Annotated in this window: 15 protein-coding genes; 2 read left to right on the forward strand and 13 right to left on the reverse strand. The window is 53.3% G+C overall.

All coding sequences use genetic code 11. The features are described 5' to 3' along the window. Positions 1 to 16: 16 nt before the first annotated feature. From hisP to AL479_RS01735, 8 genes are all read right to left on the reverse strand, one after another. Positions 17 to 790: a histidine ABC transporter ATP-binding protein HisP gene (gene hisP / locus AL479_RS01695; protein WP_061074825.1), complete on the reverse strand. Its 774-nt coding sequence runs from the start codon at positions 788 to 790 to the stop codon at positions 17 to 19. Between the two features lie 13 nt (positions 791 to 803). After that, positions 804 to 1,511, reverse strand: coding sequence for a histidine ABC transporter permease HisM (gene hisM / locus AL479_RS01700; protein WP_061074826.1), 708 nt, complete (start codon positions 1,509 to 1,511; stop codon positions 804 to 806). Next, entirely contained in the window at positions 1,508 to 2,194 is a 687-nt protein-coding gene (locus AL479_RS01705; RefSeq protein ID WP_061074827.1) for a histidine ABC transporter permease HisQ, read from the reverse strand. The genes hisM and AL479_RS01705 overlap by 4 nt, the downstream gene beginning before the upstream one ends. Before the next feature lie 185 nt (positions 2,195 to 2,379). Next, complete coding sequence (gene hisJ / locus AL479_RS01710; RefSeq protein WP_061074828.1) at positions 2,380 to 3,162, reverse strand: histidine ABC transporter substrate-binding protein HisJ; 783 nt, start codon at positions 3,160 to 3,162, stop codon at positions 2,380 to 2,382. Positions 3,163 to 3,409: 247 nt separating this feature from the next. Next, positions 3,410 to 4,192, reverse strand: coding sequence for a lysine/arginine/ornithine ABC transporter substrate-binding protein ArgT (gene argT, locus AL479_RS01715; RefSeq protein WP_061074829.1), 783 nt, complete (start codon positions 4,190 to 4,192; stop codon positions 3,410 to 3,412). A 288-nt stretch (positions 4,193 to 4,480) separates the two neighbouring features. Further along, positions 4,481 to 5,050 carry a UbiX family flavin prenyltransferase gene (locus tag AL479_RS01725; protein WP_061077910.1) on the reverse strand — a complete coding sequence of 190 codons (570 nt, stop codon included), beginning with the start codon at positions 5,048 to 5,050 and terminating at the stop codon, positions 4,481 to 4,483. Positions 5,051 to 5,091: 41 nt separating this feature from the next. Next, positions 5,092 to 6,087, reverse strand: a complete 996-nt coding sequence (locus AL479_RS01730) for a LacI family DNA-binding transcriptional regulator (protein WP_061074830.1) — start codon at positions 6,085 to 6,087, stop codon at positions 5,092 to 5,094. Positions 6,088 to 6,124: 37 nt separating this feature from the next. Beyond that, positions 6,125 to 7,036, reverse strand: a complete 912-nt coding sequence (locus AL479_RS01735) for an ROK family protein (RefSeq protein ID WP_061074831.1) — start codon at positions 7,034 to 7,036, stop codon at positions 6,125 to 6,127. Between the two features lie 275 nt (positions 7,037 to 7,311). On the opposite strand from AL479_RS01735, the gene AL479_RS01740 reads away from it, so the two are divergent. Next, positions 7,312 to 8,715, forward strand: coding sequence for an MFS transporter (locus AL479_RS01740; protein WP_061074832.1), 1,404 nt, complete (start codon positions 7,312 to 7,314; stop codon positions 8,713 to 8,715). 7 nt (positions 8,716 to 8,722) lie between these two features. Next, the gene (locus tag AL479_RS01745) at positions 8,723 to 10,690 is read left to right on the forward strand and encodes a glycoside hydrolase family 127 protein (protein WP_061074833.1); all 1,968 of its coding nucleotides are present in this window, start codon (positions 8,723 to 8,725) and stop codon (positions 10,688 to 10,690) included. A 51-nt stretch (positions 10,691 to 10,741) separates the two neighbouring features. On the opposite strand, the gene purF is transcribed toward AL479_RS01745, so the two are convergent. From purF to accD, 5 genes are all read right to left on the reverse strand, one after another. Then, complete coding sequence (gene purF / locus AL479_RS01750) at positions 10,742 to 12,259, reverse strand: amidophosphoribosyltransferase (protein ID WP_061074834.1); 1,518 nt, start codon at positions 12,257 to 12,259, stop codon at positions 10,742 to 10,744. A 34-nt stretch (positions 12,260 to 12,293) separates the two neighbouring features. Beyond that, positions 12,294 to 12,782 (reverse strand): colicin V production protein, encoded by a 489-nt coding sequence (cvpA, locus tag AL479_RS01755; RefSeq protein WP_046483084.1) that lies wholly within the window; start codon positions 12,780 to 12,782, stop codon positions 12,294 to 12,296. A 247-nt stretch (positions 12,783 to 13,029) separates the two neighbouring features. Further along, entirely contained in the window at positions 13,030 to 13,719 is a 690-nt protein-coding gene (gene dedD, locus AL479_RS01760) for a cell division protein DedD (RefSeq protein WP_061074835.1), read from the reverse strand. Further along, positions 13,709 to 14,977 carry a bifunctional tetrahydrofolate synthase/dihydrofolate synthase gene (gene folC, locus AL479_RS01765; protein WP_061074836.1) on the reverse strand — a complete coding sequence of 423 codons (1,269 nt, stop codon included), beginning with the start codon at positions 14,975 to 14,977 and terminating at the stop codon, positions 13,709 to 13,711. The genes dedD and folC overlap by 11 nt, the downstream gene beginning before the upstream one ends. Positions 14,978 to 15,046: 69 nt before the next feature. Continuing rightward, positions 15,047 to 15,961 (reverse strand): acetyl-CoA carboxylase, carboxyltransferase subunit beta, encoded by a 915-nt coding sequence (gene accD, locus AL479_RS01770; RefSeq protein ID WP_061074837.1) that lies wholly within the window; start codon positions 15,959 to 15,961, stop codon positions 15,047 to 15,049. Positions 15,962 to 16,096: the final 135 nt, after the last annotated feature.

The following is a 16,096-nucleotide window of genomic DNA, read 5'->3' on the forward strand; positions in this document are numbered from 1 at the left end:
GATACGCGTAAACCCGTTACTTCAGCGACCCTTTCAGGAACTGTTGCAGGCGTGGGCTTTGTGGATTACCGAAAAGTTGCTCTGGATTGCCCTCTTCTTCGATTTTCCCCTGATGCAAGAAAATCACGTGGCTGGAGACATGGCGGGCAAAACCCATTTCGTGCGTCACCACCACCATCGTTTTCCCCTCTTCTGCCAGTTGCTGCATGATACGCAGCACCTCGCCGACCAGTTCAGGATCCAACGCCGAGGTCGGTTCATCAAAGAGCAACACTTCCGGCTCCATCGCCAGGGCGCGCGCAATCGACACACGCTGCTGCTGACCACCGGAAAGATGCACTGGATATTTTCCCTGGGCACGCTCATCAATGCCGACTTTCGCCAGGTATTTGATCGCCCGATCACGGGCTTCCTGTTTGCTCAGACCTAACACCTGAATTGGCGCTTCCATGACGTTCTCCAGTACCGTCATGTGGCTCCACAGGTTAAAGTGCTGAAACACCATCGTCAGGCGGGTACGCAGTAAACGAAGCTGATTTTTATCCGCCACCTTCAACTGACCGTCTTTGTCACGCACCAGGTTGATGTTCTGGCCGTTGACCACAATCGACCCTTCGCTCGGTTTTTCGAGGAAGTTAATGCAGCGCAAAAACGTACTTTTCCCCGAGCCGGATGAGCCAATAATACTGATCACATCTCCGGCGTTGGCCTGCAGTGAAACCCCTTTCAGCACTTCGTGTTCGCCGTAGCGTTTGTGCAAATCGATAACGTTTAATTTATTCTCAGACATCGTGTTACCCGAATTATTTAGAGGAAACATGCTGCAACCAGCGCCTTTCCGCACGGCGGAACAGGCTTATCAGGACATACGATATGATTAAGTACAGCACGGCGGCAATACCGAACGCGGTAAAGGGCTGATAGGTCGCCGAGTTAATATCACGGGCGATTTTCAGCAGATCCGGAACCGTTGCCGTGAAAGCCAGCGCCGTGGAGTGCAGCATTAAAATGACCTCGTTGCTGTAGGCAGGTAATGCGATACGTAACGCCGAAGGCAGAATAATGCAACGATACATTTTGAATGAGGAGAAGCCATACGCGCGCGCAGCTTCAATTTCACCGTGTGGAACTGAGCGAATGGCCCCGGCGAAAATCTCTGTGGTATAGGCGCATGTGTTCAGCGTCAGCGCCAGAACGGTACAGTTCAGACCGCTGCGAAAGAAGGCGTTCAGAAAATCGGTGCCTTTGACTATCTCCAGCGTGTACATCCCTGAATAGAACACCAGTAGCTGAACGTACAATGGCGTCCCGCGGAAAATATAGGTAAACAGCCAGATGGGAAACTGGATGAACTTGTTACTGGAGACGCGACCAATCGCCAGGATCACCGCCAGAATGCCGCCCATCACCACGGAGGAAATCAGCAGCCACAGCGTAATCGCCACGCCCGTAAACCGGTAGCCATCCGTCCACAACAGGGATTTCCAGTACTCCTGAATAATCTCAATCACAGGTCAGCCCTCTTCACACCGACGGAGTAACGGCGCTCAAGGAACAGCAGCACACCATTGGAAACCGTAGTAAATACCAGATAGATAAGCCCGCAGACGATGGCGAAATAGAATGGCTCCCAGGTGCTCTTCCCGGCCAGTTGCGTGGCTTTGACCACATCCTCCAGACCGAGCAGCGAGACCAGCGCCGTCGCTTTAAGGATCACCTGCCAGTTGTTACCAATCCCCGGCAGCGCATAACGCATCATCGCCGGGAACATAATGCGACGAAAGGTTTGTGAAGAAGTGAAACCGAAGGCGGTTGCCGCTTCAATATGACCTTTGGGTACGGCCATAAAGGCACCACGAAAGGTTTCGGTAAAATACGCACCGTAGATAAAGCCGAGCGTAATAATACCGGCGACCATCGGGTCGATATCAATCTGACTGATGCCTATCGCATCGGTTAACGTGTTAAGTGCTATCTGCAGGCCATAAAAAATCAGCAGCATCAGCACCAGATCCGGCACCCCGCGAATGAGGGTGGTATAACCTTCGAAAATAAGCCCCGTCACCCGGTTTTGCGAGAGTTTAGCCCCCGCCCCGACGAGGCCGATCAGAACGGCCAGCACCACGGAACTGAGGGCCAGTTCCAGCGTGACAATTGCGCCCTGTAAAATAACACCTGAAAACCCGTACAACATGCTGCCTGTCCTGTCGTGAGTGGCGAGTTAGAAGCCTCTTTTGAGTGATGACACACTTCATTGATGCCTGATGGCGCTACGCTTATCCGGCCTACCAGAACATCGTCGTAGGCCGGATAAAGCGAAGCCGTCATCCGGCATAAAGTCTGTCAAACATCTTCGGGCTTTATCTGCACCTGCGGGGATTAACCGCCATAAACATCAAAATCAAAGTATTTCTTCGCCAGCTTCTCGTAAGTTCCGTCAGCGCGCATTTCTGCAAACGCTTTATTCAGGGCTTCACGCAGTTCGTTATCCTCTTTGCGCAGACCCATGCCGGTCCCTACACCAAACAGTTTCTCGTCTTTCACAGACGGGCCGCCGAATTTGTAATCTTTGCCAACGGGTTGTTTCAGGAAGCCTTCGCTTGCGGCGACTTCGTCCTGGAATGCGGCATCAATACGCCCGGCAGTCAGGTCGGAGTAAATATTGTCCTGGCCCTGATACGACACAATCTCAATGCCTTTTGGCGCCCAGTGTTCGTTACCAAACGTCTCCTGAGTGGTGCCCTGCAGCACACCGACGCGTTTGCCTTTCAGCGACTCAACGGTCGGCTGAATGTCCGATGAATTGGCCACGACCAGACGCGAGTCAGCTGCATAAAGTTTGTCGGTGAAGGCGATTTCCTGCTGACGCTTTTCAGTAATCGAAAGCGAGGACATGATCGCGTCGATTTTCTTCGCTTTTAACGACGGGATCAGCGCATCCAGCGGGTTCTCAACGAAGGTACATTGCGTATTAATACGTTTGCACAGTTCTTTCGCCAGATCGATATCAAAACCCACCAATTCACCCTGCGCATTCTTCGACTCAAACGGGGCGTAGGTCGGATCGGTACCAATACGAACTTTTTGCGGAATGGCGGCAAAGGCTGCGGTAGCACTGGAGAAAGCCAGGACCAGAGAAAGAGATAACACCAGTTTTTTCATAACTATCCTCAACAGACTGTCTTTTATAGGGGATGTTTACAGGACCAGGTGCAGTTATCGTGCCATTAATCGGGTCGACAAGGCAAAACATTCTGCCCTGCAACCCGGTTTATTTTGCATGAAAAGCGCTTAAATATGCACTTCCGCTCTGTTCACCCGCAATAATTGCACCATAACGGTGCATTTAACCCGTCTCGCACCGTAATGGCCAACCCGAACGGTGCAATCAGGTCCCCGTATTCAGGTATCAGTCGCCGTAGACGTTAAAGTCAAAATACTTTTTCGCCATCTTGTCGTAAGTGCCATCCTGACGCAGATCGGCCAGCGCCTTATCAAAGGCGGCTTTCAGTTCTGCATCGTCTTTACGTAAACCGACGCCCGTGCCATCGCCGAAGTACTTTTTATCCTTCACGGAAGGACCGGCAAAAGCATAATCTTTGCCCGCAGGCTGTTTGAGGAAACCTTCACTGGCGGCAACTTCGTCCTGCAATGCCGCATCAAGACGACCCGCCGTCAGGTCGGAGTAAATCAGGTCCTGGTTCGCATAGGCCACCACATCCACGCCCTTGCTACGCCAGATGTCATTGGCATAGGCTTCCTGAGTGGAGCCTTGTAACACGCCAACGTGTTTACCTTTCAGCGCGTCAAGCGTTGGCTGAATCGGGGAGCCTTTCGCCGCGATCAGACGCGAATCCGCCGCGTACAGTTTGTCAGAGAAGGCAATTTCCTGCTGGCGCTTATCGGTAATGGAGAGCGAAGAGATAATGGCATCAATTTTCTTCGCTTTGAGCGACGGGATCAGTGCATCGAAATCACTGGCGACCCAGGTACATTTGACCTGCATACGCTTACACATCTCGTTGCCCAGATCGATATCAAAGCCGATGAAGTCGCCTTTGGCATCTTTCGAAGAGAACGGTGCGTAGGTGGTATCTGTACCAATGCGCACCGTTTGCGGCAGCGCGGCATAGCTGGATGCTGTAGCAGAAAGACCAATCAGCAATGACAGAGCGAGAATTGACTTCTTCATACATAACCCTCAAGTGGAATGACTTTATTATGTTTTACGTTGTGTTGTGTGTTTGCAGGCTTTTTCATGCAGGTCTTATGCCATTTTCGCGCCGCTCGGGATATTCGACGTTAAATATGTTAATAAAACGTTGCAATATTGTCCTGATGTTGAAGATAGCAGGTCTGACGGATGAACCGCAGCGTTTCGAATGGATTTAGCGAATTAAATGTTGAGGATATGATCGCGGTTACAAAATTGCCCTGAAACAGGGCAATTGATGCAAAAAGGCACGCCGACGGGGCAATGTCATGCCCCCTGCCAACGGGTAAAAAGGTCCTGCGGGAGGGCGATATCAAACTGATCGAGAACGCGATTAACTGTCTGATTTATCACATCATCCAGCGTCTGAGGACGATGATAAAACGCCGGAACCGGCGGCATAATGACCGCACCAATTTCCGCCGCCTGGGTCATTAAGCGCAAATGCCCCAGATGGAGCGGCGTTTCCCGAACACACAGCACCAGCGGGCGGCGCTCTTTTAACACCACGTCTGCCGCGCGGGTCAACAGGCCATCGGTATAGCTGTGAACGATGCCAGAAAGCGTTTTAATTGAACACGGCAGGATAACCATTCCGGCGGTCTGAAAAGAGCCGGAAGAGATACTGGCGGCGATATCGCGCGCATCGTGCGTCACGGCAGCGAGCGCCTGAACATCACGCAGCGATAAGTCAGTCTCGAGAGAAAGCGTCTGGCGGGCGGCCTGGCTCATGATCAGATGCGTTTCAACATCCGGTACATCGCGCAAAACCTGTAACAGTCGCACGCCGTAAATGGCGCCGCTGGCTCCCGAAATACCAATAATGAGTCGCTTCACGATGATTGCCCCTTTCACACAATGGCGCAGACTTTGCCGGATTATGCTTCCGGACGCAACCGCAACGAGCTTTCACGAACCACCAGCCTTACCGGCAGAAGCAGGTTTCTCTCCCCCTCATCGCTCAGTAAAAGACGGAACGCATCGCGGCCAAGTTCTCGCTTATCAATAGCCACCGTGGTTAACGGCGGGTACGCCCAGGCAGCGGCTTCAATATCATCAAAACCGACAATCGCCATCTCTTCCGGTACCTTGAGCCCTTTGCGCGCGCAGACCCGCATAGCTACCAGCGCTGCCATATCGTTATAAGCAAAGATAGCATCCGGCGGTTGCGGTAGCGCTAACAGCTTTTCCATACCGTCTACCAGCGCCTGCTCTATCTCCTTGACCGGCGGAACCTCGACCCGATAGTCCGCAGAAAGTGAGATTCCGGCATCAAACAGCGCCTGCTGATAGCCCTCAGTGCGCTGGCGAATACTGTAATGGCGCTGCGAATGGCCCAGCAAAGCGATGCGCTTTCTTCCCTGTTCCAGTAGGTGACGAGTGGCGACAAAACCGCCATGATAGTTGTCGGGATTAACGCACGGAAAATCCGCCGCCCACAGGTCAACCAGAGCGACAGGTAATGCTGTTTTCCTTAGCTCCGCCAGAACCTCAGCTTCCAGATAGCCCGCGCAGATCAGCGCATCCGGCTGATGCAAATTAATCAGCTCACCAACCGAATCACCAGGGCCAATGGGCTGGAAGCTCATCGCAATTTCATTTTCTCTACAGGCATCAGCAACACCGAGCATCACAACCGAATAGAACGGCAGCGCGCTGGCAATATTGTGTTCCCGGTGTAGTAAAAAAAGCAGTCGCTTAATGCGTCCGCTACGCAGGCGGCTAAAATCATAACCTTCGGCTTCCGCTATCGACAGGATCCGCTGGCGAGTCTCCTCGCTAAGTCCCGGCTGCCCCTTCAATGCCCTGGAGACCGCAGCAATCGAAACACCGCAGGCCGTCGCAATATCTTTAATTCTGGTCTTTTTTACCATTCCGTTCGTTTCACCTGTTTTACGGGATTCATGCCGATTATCCTTTCAGCGTCTGCTCTCCAGCCCATGCGGCACCGCGTACGCCGCTGCTGTCGCCATGCTTCGCCGCCAGAACTGGCGTTACGCAGCGCCCGCCAAATACGTACTGTGCCATCTCGGCCGATAAATCGCTATATAGCTCACTCACGCCTGACAGCCCTCCACCTATCACAATCACATCGGGATCGAGCGCGTTAACTATGTTAGCGAAAGCGCGCGCCACTTGATTGCGGAAGCGACGCCACAGAAAGAGCGCTTCAGGACGTCCTTCACGCATCCGCTGCACCAACTCTTCGGCGGTTCCGGCACTCTCGTTTAACAGGTGAAACTGTCGTGCCAGCCCGCTACCGGAAATAAACGACTCCACGCAGTTATGCTGGCCGCAGTAACACAAATGCGAAGGCCCGTCTTTTTCAGCCGAATAGTACGGCAAAGGATTATGCCCCCATTCGCCGCTACAGGCATTCGGCCCCGTCAATAAACGTTGATGAACCACCACACCACCGCCACAGCCGGTACCGAGTATCGCCCCGAATACAGCTTCATAACCGGCACCGCTGCCGTCTATCGCTTCTGAGAGCGCAAAACAGTTGGCATCGTTAACAACAGCAACCGGCTGAGAAAAATAGTCGCTCAGGAGTTCACGCAACGGGTGCCCATTAACAACCTGAATATTTGAATTTTTTACTAAACAAGACCCCGGTTCAATCGCCCCTGGTAAACCGAAGCCAAGGCTGACCTTCTCACCTGATTTATCCTGCGCCCGCTGTACTTCACCAATGACGCCCTGCAAGAACTGTTCAAAGCTCGCTTTCGGCGTCGAAATCCGGTGTTGCCAGACCACGGAGCCCGAGCTATCCAACACAACAGTTTCAATTTTTGTGCCGCCGATATCCATTCCCAAATGCATTTTACCCTGACCTTCTCTCGTAGAAATTAAGTTTATTTTATCCAAAAACTTAAAACCATTTCGCTTAACACACACTTAAGTGTGATGTAGATCGGCATTAAAAAATTATTTTTAGTAAAAATAAAGATCAAAATCACAAGTGTAAAAGTCAGGAATGTATTGAAAACAGAGATCAGATCTATGCTCAAGAACGCAACAAGTTTACTAAAAATAGTCAGAGATGCGTCGTAATGACTTTTGAACTCTTACCCTTGCTAAGCAAATAAGGATTGATGATGGCTACAGCCGATAATCTGGACACTGATGTGCTGATAGTTGATGCGGACGAAACGCTCTCCACCCGCGAAAAAATAGGCTATGGGCTGGGAGATGCTGGTGGACACTGCATCTCTGATTTGATCAGCGGCTTTCTGCTTTTTTTCTACACCGATGTATTTGGCCTTAGCCCGGCCATCGTCGGCGCCATGTTTTTTACCTTGAGAATTGTTGATGCGGTATCCGACCCGGTTATGGGCGTTATTGCTGACAGAACCCAAAGCCGCTGGGGTCGTTTTCGCCCGTGGCAGCTATGGACTGCTGTTCCGCTCGCGGTTATCGGGATCCTGACGTTTACCGTGCCGGAGATGAGTCCGAATATGAAAATCGCCTGGGCCTTCGGTACCTACTTCCTGCTCTCTGTAGGCTATACCGCCAACAACGTCCCCTACTGCGCGCTGATTAACGCGATGACCAACCGTCACGATCAGGTCATGTCCTGCCAGTCATGGCGCTTTGTCTTAAGCGGCATCGCCGGCTTCTTGGTCTCTGTCGGACTACCGTGGATGGTCGAATTCTTTGGTCAGGGCAATCTGGCTAAAGGCTACCAGTATGGTGTGACCGTGCTGTGCGGGATTGGCGCGGTAATGTTTTTGCTGTGCTTTTTCTGGGTCAAAGAGCGCGTACCTCTGTCGCTGGCCGGGAAGTTCACGTTGCGTCAGCATCTGCAAGGACTGCGCAAAAACGACCAATTACTAATGATGCTGGTTATGTCCTTCCTGTTGGTGAATATTCTGTGTATTCGCGGCGGCGGCTACATGTACTTCATCTCCTATGCGCTACAGGGCAACGCTGGCTTTATGTCACTGTTTTTTGCCATCGTCACGCTGGCCGCGATTATCGGCGCAGTCATCGTCAACCCACTTTCCCGCCGCGTAGATATGGTCAAACTGTATTTCCACACTAATCTGGTGCTGGTTATTTTCGGCCTGGCGATGTGGTTCCTGCCAATCGGGCCGCAGCACCAGACGCTATGGCTGGTCTGTATCCTGATTAACAACATTGTGCTTGGTTTCACCCTGCCGCTGCACTTCTCAATTATGGCCTTCGCCGATGATTACGGCGAATGGAAGAACGGCGTGCGCTCTTCCGGGATGAACTTCGCTTTTAACCTCTTTTTCATCAAGCTCTCCTGGGCCTCCTCCGGCGGCATCATCAGCCTGCTGCTGATTTTGGTCGCCTACCGCCCCGGTCTGGAAAACCAGACCGCAGCCTCTATTCAGGGCATCACCCTGTTGCAAAGCGTCGTACCGGCAATTTTCCACCTGGTGCTAGCTCTGTGCTTGCTGAAGTGCCGTCTGAATGACCCGATGATGAAACGTATCTCCACCGATCTTCACCAAAGACATAGTCAAATTTCCTGAGGTAAACATGATGCAGTCTGAAGTAATTGAAGCCGACCTGAACCGAATTACCGTTACCGATCCTTTCCTGGGGGAGTATCAGCGTCTGATTCGCGATGTCGTCATCCCCTATCAGTGGGAAGCGCTTAACGACAACATTCCTGATGCGGAGCCAAGCCATGCGTTGGCTAACTACCGCATTGCTGCGGGATTAGAGGATGGCCAATTTTACGGTATGGTTTTTCAGGATAGCGACGTCACCAAATGGCTTGAGGCGGTCGCCTGGTCCTTGAGCCAAAAACCTGACGCAGTTCTGGAACAGACCGCCGACGAAGTAATTGAACTGCTGGCGCAGGCGCAGTGTGAAGATGGCTATCTCAATACCTGGTACACCGTCAAAGAACCGGGCCAGCGCTGGACTAACCTTGCTGAATGCCATGAACTTTACTGTGCCGGACATCTCTTCGAAGCGGCTGTCGCTTTTTATAACGCCACGGGCAAACGCCGATTGCTGGAAATCTCCTGCCGTTTTGCCGATTACATTGACACCGTTTTTGGTCCAAATTCTGGTCAACTTCGCGGCTATCCAGGACATCCAGAAATCGAGCTGGCGCTTATGCGCCTGTATGAAATCACCCGGGAACCTCGCTATCAAGCGCTGGCCTGCTTCTTCGTCGAAGAACGCGGTAAACAACCTTACTATTACGACATTGAATTCGAAAAACGCGGTGGCACCCGACACTGGATCAACTGGGGCGATGCCTGGCCGGGGATGATAAAAGACAAAACTTACACTCACGCACATAAACCGCTCTCCGAACAAAGCGAAGCGGTTGGGCATGCCGTACGGTCGGTCTACCTGATGACCGGCCTGGCACATATCGCCCGCATGACAAATGACGAAGATAAACGGCAGACCTGCCTGCGAATCTGGAACAATACGGTCCAGCGCCGGATGTATATTACCGGCGGTATCGGCTCGCAGGGGATCGGCGAAGCCTTTACCAGCAACTACGATCTGCCAAACGATACCGCCTACGGTGAGAGCTGCGCTTCAATTGGCCTGATGATGTTCGCCCGCAGAATGCTGGAAATGGAAGGCGATGCGCATTATGCCGATGTAATGGAACGCGCTTTTTACAACACGGTGCTCGGCGGGATGGCGCTGGACGGTAAGCACTTCTTCTATGTTAACCCACTGGAAACGCACCCGAAGAGCATCCCGCATAACCATATTTACGACCATATCAAGCCCGTTCGCCAGCGCTGGTTCGGCTGCGCCTGTTGCCCGCCGAACATCGCACGCACACTGGTCGCTATCGGCCACTACCTTTTCACCCCGCGCCAGGACGCGTTATTTATCAATTTCTACGCCGGGAGCGAAGCGCAGTTCACCATTAACAACCAACCTCTGGCGCTGAAAATCAGCGGTAACTACCCGTGGGATGAAGAGGTTAATATTACTGTTAATAACCCGCAGGCCGTTTGGCATACTCTGGCGTTGCGTCTGCCAGAATGGTGTGAAGCCCCGCAGGTGTTCGTCAACGGCGAAAAAGCACAGGGTGAACAGCTGAAGGGTTATTTGCATATCACTCGTCAGTGGCAACAAGAAGATGTCATTACGCTGCGTCTGCCGATGACCATCCGCCGTGTCTATGCTAACCCATTGGTGCGCCACAACGCTGGTAAGGTAGCCATTCAGCGCGGGCCGCTGGTTTACTGTCTTGAAGAGGTGGATAACGGCAGCGAGCTGCATAATCTGTCGCTACCAAAAGAGAGCAAGCTGCGAGAAGTTCAGGGCGTTGGCGTATTAAAGGGCAAAATAGTGCTGCAGACGGAGGGACTTCGCGTGCTGACGCCCCAGCAAGATAAACCGCTGTACAGCTTCGACCATCGCCAGACGGCGATAGAGAAACAGACCTTAACCTTTATTCCGTGGTTTAGCTGGGCCAACCGTGGCGAAGGCGAAATGCGGATCTGGGTCAACGAGGTTTAAAAATCAAAAAGCCCGCGATCTCACGACCGCGGGCTTTTCCAGGCGATAGAATTACCCTTCGTTGTGCATCTCGAGGTTTTCAACTTCGTTCTGCAACTGAACCGCTTTGGCATCGTCATTACGCAGAGAATCGAGGAAATCGAGATATTGCTGATCCACATCCTTCGTAACGTATACGCCGTTAAACACGGAACATTCAAACTGCTGAATATCCGGGTTCTCGGTACGGACGGCGTCGATCAGATCGTCCAGATCCTGGAAGATAAGGCCGTCTGCGCCGATGATCTGGCGAATTTCATCCACTTCACGACCATGCGCAATCAGTTCGTTTGCGGTAGGCATATCGATGCCATACACGTTCGGGAAGCGAATCTCCGGTGCCGCAGAGGCCAGATAGACCTTTTTCGCCCCGGCTTCACGTGCCATCTCAATAATCTGCTCTGAGGTGGTGCCACGCACAATGGAGTCATCCACCAGCAGGACATTTTTATCACGGAACTCCGCGCGGTTGGCGTTCAGTTTGCGGCGTACAGACTTACGGCGCAGCTGCTGTCCCGGCATGATAAAGGTACGACCGACGTAGCGGTTTTTCACAAACCCCTGACGGTACGGCTTGCCGAGAATACGCGCAATTTCCAGCGCGATATCGCAGGAGGTTTCTGGAATCGGAATGACCACATCAATATCCAGATCTTCCCACTCGCGGGCAATTTTTTCGCCAAGTTTGGTACCCATGTTCACACGGGCGCTGTAGACGGAAATCTTGTCAATGAAGGAATCCGGACGCGCGAAGTAAACATACTCGAACAAGCACGGATTGCTGACCGGGTTTTCGGCACACTGACGGGTGAATAACTGCCCTTTCTCAGTGATATAAACCGCTTCGCCCGACGCAACGTCACGCAGGAATTCAAAGCCCAGGGTATCCAGCGCGACGCTTTCAGACGCTACCATATATTCGGTGCGGCCATCGCCGATATCACGTTTACCCAGCACCAGCGGACGGATACCGTTCGGGTCACGGAAGGCAACCATACCGTGACCGATAATCATCGCCACGCAGGCATACGCGCCGCGGATCTGGCGGTTGGTCGCGGCAATCGCGGCGAAAATGTTGTCTGCTTCCAGCGGGTAGTGGCGGAAGTTATCCAGCTCACTGGCGAAGATATTGAGCAGGATTTCAGAATCTGAGGTGGTATTGATGTGACGGCGCTTCTCTTCAAACAGCTTTTTACGCAGTTCGTGGGCATTGGTCAGGTTGCCATTGTGGGCAAGCGTGATGCCATACGGGGAGTTGACGTAGAAAGGTTGAGCTTCAGAGGCGCTGGAGCTGCCAGCCGTTGGATAACGCACATGACCGATGCCCATGTTGCCCTGCATACGCTGCATGTGGCGAGCTTCAAATACATCACTCACCAGACCGTTTGCTTTACGCAAACGGAAGCAGTTATTTGCATCGATGGTGATAATGCCAGCGGCATCCTGACCACGATGCTGAAGCACTGTTAAGGCGTCATAAATCGACTGGTTAACCGGCATAACACCGGCGATACCGACAATACCGCACATACGTCTTTTTCCTCGTTAAGCTACAACCCAACGCTTATGCTCTGGGCAAGAAACTTGACGAGCTTTGCAGATAGTCAAAGAACCATCTGATGATGAAACTGAACTCCGGGATCAGCTGTGACTTACTCCAGTCTTCACCTTTCGACAGGCCGGTAAAGGTGTCGAGAAAGAACAGAATGGCAGCCACAATCAACACGCCGCGCAGAGCCCCGAAACAGACCCCCAGAACCCGGTCGGTACCTGACAGACCGGTTTTCTCAACCAGTTGCCCTACCACGTAGTTCACAATGGCGCCGACGATCAGCGTCGCGATAAACAGCACCGCGATGGCAATCCCGTTTCGAACCAGTTCGTCTTCAAAGCCCGAAAACCAGACAGACAGGTAAGTGTAGTAATGGCTGGCGACAAAGAAAGCACAACCCCATGTCACCAACGATAACGCTTCACGAACAAAGCCACGGATCAGGCTAACCAGACAGGAAAAACCAATCACCGCGATAATGGCGTAATCAATCCAGACCATATGTGTCCCACGATTTTACGCCCTGTCGTCCTGTTCGGGGCGCATTCTAACAGAAAAAGAAAACGTTTGCGTAGGGATTTCCTTCCCGTGCGTAAATAAAAATGGCGCTGAAAAAAACTTCAACGCCATACCGTTTTATGCCTCTTCGGGCACTGCCGGATGGCGGTAGAAACGCCTTATCCGGCCGACAAACAACAAGATGGGAAGCCTGATAAGACGCCGAGCGCTGTCGTCAGACCACCCTCACTTAGTTCGGGCTGTACCCCATCACCACTCCGCTTAATCCGGAGATTTGCTGTAACTCGCCGAGCGAGCCTTTCAGCTTGTCGCGTGATGCATCCGGCCCCACGAGAATACGGGTTATTTTACCCTGTACTGGCGTTGACGGAGAAGTATATACCCGGAAACCTGCGGCACGAAGTTTACCCACGATCTCATTGACCTTATCGGCATTTTTCAGCGCACCTAACTGCACAACGTAGGCTTTACCCGTCGGCGCCGGTTTCTCTTCTGCCGCCGGTTTTGGCGCAGGAGCGGGAACCGGAGCAGGCGTTGCCTCTACAGGCGGCTGTGGCTTCGGTTGCGGCTTCGGCTTTTCAACCGGTTTTGGTTTGGGCTGTTCTACCGGCGCTGGCGTCGTATCAAGCTCAGGATTATTCGCTGATGCATAGCGTGACGGATCCAACGACGGCGCCGCCGCATCGCCTGCCCGTACCTCTTCCGCCGCCCCTTCTGGCGGCTGGGTCGGCAATGCCTGCGTTGCCGCTGGCATCATATCCGGCTCATCGCGATCGCCCGGTTTCGGGACCAGCGGGATCGCCGCGAATTCATCCTGATAATGTTTTTTCTGCCCGTCGAGCAGCCCGGGCAACACAATGACGCCCAGCGCGACCAGCACAATCGTGCCGACTAAACGATTCTGAAACTTACTCGCCACCGATTCTCCCCGCGTCCATCACTTCCATGACATGTGCAACCGTGTGAAATGAACCACACACCAGTACGGTATCTTCTGGTCTCGCGTCTGCCAGAGCGGCATGCCATGCCAGCGCGACACTGTCATAGACACTGCCTTTACCGAGATGTTCCAGCAGTTGTTCTGCCGTTGCGCCCCGGGGGCCTTCCAGCGGAGCACAATACCAGTCGTCGACCACGCTTTTCAACCAGGCCAACGTTCCCGCAATATCCTTATCATGTAGCATACCGATAACGGCAAGAACGCGCCCCTTTTTCGGCAACATTTTCAGTCGTCCGGTGAGATATTCCGCTGCATGGGGATTATGCGCGACATCAAGGATGACGCGCGGCGACTCGCTCACAATCTGGAAACGTCCCGGAAGAATCGCCCGGGCAATCCCGTCGCGGATCGCCTGTTCACTGACGTTCAGGCCGCTGGCGCGCAGTGCCGCCAGCGCGGTCGCCGCATTGGGTTGCGGAACCTGCGGCAGCGGTAAATCCACCAGAGTGCCGTGGCGGTCGCTAAAGGACCAGCCCGTCTCCGTTACCGTAAACTGCCAGTCTTCGCCACGACGCTGTAACCGCACGCCTTTCTCCAGCGCGACATCGGCGATGGTATAGGGCATTTCGGGTTCGCCGACAATCGCCGGTTTTCCCGCACGGAAAATACCGGCCTTTTCACGACCAATGCTTTCACGATCCGGCCCCAGCCAGTCGGTATGATCCAACGCGATGCTGGTGACTATGCCAACATCGGCATCGACAATATTCGTCGCGTCGAGTCGTCCGCCCAGCCCAACTTCCAGGATCACTACATCCAGTTGCGCCTGCTTAAACAGCCACAATGCGGACAACGTGCCGTATTCAAAATAGGTCAGCGAGATATCCCCACGCGCCGCTTCGATCTCCGCAAAGGATTCGGTGTGAGCCGATTCGGGCAGTTCATTGCCACGCACGCGGACGCGTTCGGTGTAACGCACCAGATGCGGCGAACTGTATACCCCGACGTTATACCCCGCCGCCGTCAATACGGACTCCAGCGTCCGGCAGGTCGTGCCTTTACCATTAGTGCCAGCCACGGTGAAGACAAACGGTGCAGGCTTCAGTACGCCCAGTCGCGCCGCCACCTGGCTTACGCGCTCAAGGCCCAGATCGATCGTTTTCGCGTGGAGGTTTTCCAGATAAGAAAGCCACGAGGCCAGGGGCGACGTGGCTTTAGGAATACGTTTGTTATTCATGATGCCCGTAAAATCGTTACGTTGAGAAAAGCAAAAGGGCAGCGCCTGTGGCCCTGCCCTTTTCAGTTATCAGGCCTCGGGTTCCTGATCCGGCACCGGCGGCACCACCACGCCTTCACGCGGGGTATCCGGATTTGGCGCCGGCAGATTCATCAGCTTCGCCAGAATGCTCGCCAGCTTCAGGCGCATCTCCGGACGGCGGACGATCATATCGATAGCGCCTTTTTCGATCAGGAACTCACTGCGCTGGAATCCAGGCGGCAGTTTCTCACGTACGGTTTGCTCGATAACGCGCGGACCCGCGAAGCCGATCAGCGCTTTCGGTTCAGCAATGTTGAGATCGCCCAGCATCGCGAAGCTTGCAGAGACGCCGCCCATTGTCGGGTCGGTCAGCACGGAGATGTACGGCAGCCCGCGCTCCTGCATTTTTGCCAGCGCCGCGGAAGTTTTCGCCATCTGCATCAGCGACATCAGCGCTTCCTGCATACGCGCGCCGCCGGAGGCGGAGAAGCAAATCAGCGGGCAGTTATCTTCCAGCGCCTGTTCAACGGCACGTACAAAACGAGCGCCGACGACAGAACCCATCGAGCCGCCCATGAAAGCAAACTCAAATGCCGCTGCAACGACCGGCATGCCGTGAAGCGTACCCTTCATCACGACCAGCGCATCTTTCTCGCCGGTTTCCTTTTGCGCGGACGCCAGACGGTCTTTGTATTTCTTGGAGTCACGGAACTTCAGTACGTCTTTCGGCTCGAGTTCGCTACCCAGCTCCACCAGCGTTCCTTCATCTAACAGGCTATGCAGGCGGTTACGCGCCGACATACGCATGTGATGGTCACACTTCGGACAGACCTCAAGATTACGTTCCAGCTCAGCACGGTATAAAACCTGACCGCAGCTATCACACTTAGTCCACACCCCTTCAGGAATGCTTGCCTTGCGGGTGGGAGTAATGTTGCTTTTAATTCGTTCAATCCAGCTCATTTATGACCTTTCTGCCTGAACCTGGTGTGTTCCAGTTTTGCCGTGGGGGCGCATAATGCCATTTTTGCCCCCAACAGACCATGAATGTTGCACATTAAAACATAACAGCCCGAAACTTTGGATAAAAAAGTGGTC

The sequence above is a fragment of the Citrobacter amalonaticus genome (assembly GCF_001559075.2).
Classification (GTDB): domain Bacteria; phylum Pseudomonadota; class Gammaproteobacteria; order Enterobacterales; family Enterobacteriaceae; genus Citrobacter_A; species Citrobacter_A amalonaticus_F.

What these genes read in the sequence shown, in the direction of transcription:
- folC (WP_061074836.1), bottom strand. Translation starts at nt 14,977, where the DNA reads ATGAATAACAAACGTATTCCTAAAGCCACGTCGCCCCTGGCCTCGTGG.
- AL479_RS01745 (WP_061074833.1), top strand. Translation starts at nt 8,723, where the DNA reads ATGATGCAGTCTGAAGTAATTGAAGCCGACCTGAACCGAATTACCGTT.
- AL479_RS01735 (WP_061074831.1), bottom strand. Translation starts at nt 7,036, where the DNA reads ATGCATTTGGGAATGGATATCGGCGGCACAAAAATTGAAACTGTTGTG.
- purF (WP_061074834.1), bottom strand. Translation starts at nt 12,259, where the DNA reads ATGTGCGGTATTGTCGGTATCGCCGGTGTTATGCCGGTTAACCAGTCG.
- hisJ (WP_061074828.1), bottom strand. Translation starts at nt 3,162, where the DNA reads ATGAAAAAACTGGTGTTATCTCTTTCTCTGGTCCTGGCTTTCTCCAGT.
- argT (WP_061074829.1), bottom strand. Translation starts at nt 4,192, where the DNA reads ATGAAGAAGTCAATTCTCGCTCTGTCATTGCTGATTGGTCTTTCTGCT.
- AL479_RS01705 (WP_061074827.1), bottom strand. Translation starts at nt 2,194, where the DNA reads ATGTTGTACGGGTTTTCAGGTGTTATTTTACAGGGCGCAATTGTCACG.
- cvpA (WP_046483084.1), bottom strand. Translation starts at nt 12,782, where the DNA reads ATGGTCTGGATTGATTACGCCATTATCGCGGTGATTGGTTTTTCCTGT.
- accD (WP_061074837.1), bottom strand. Translation starts at nt 15,961, where the DNA reads ATGAGCTGGATTGAACGAATTAAAAGCAACATTACTCCCACCCGCAAG.
- AL479_RS01730 (WP_061074830.1), bottom strand. Translation starts at nt 6,087, where the DNA reads ATGGTAAAAAAGACCAGAATTAAAGATATTGCGACGGCCTGCGGTGTT.
- AL479_RS01740 (WP_061074832.1), top strand. Translation starts at nt 7,312, where the DNA reads ATGGCTACAGCCGATAATCTGGACACTGATGTGCTGATAGTTGATGCG.
- hisP (WP_061074825.1), bottom strand. Translation starts at nt 790, where the DNA reads ATGTCTGAGAATAAATTAAACGTTATCGATTTGCACAAACGCTACGGC.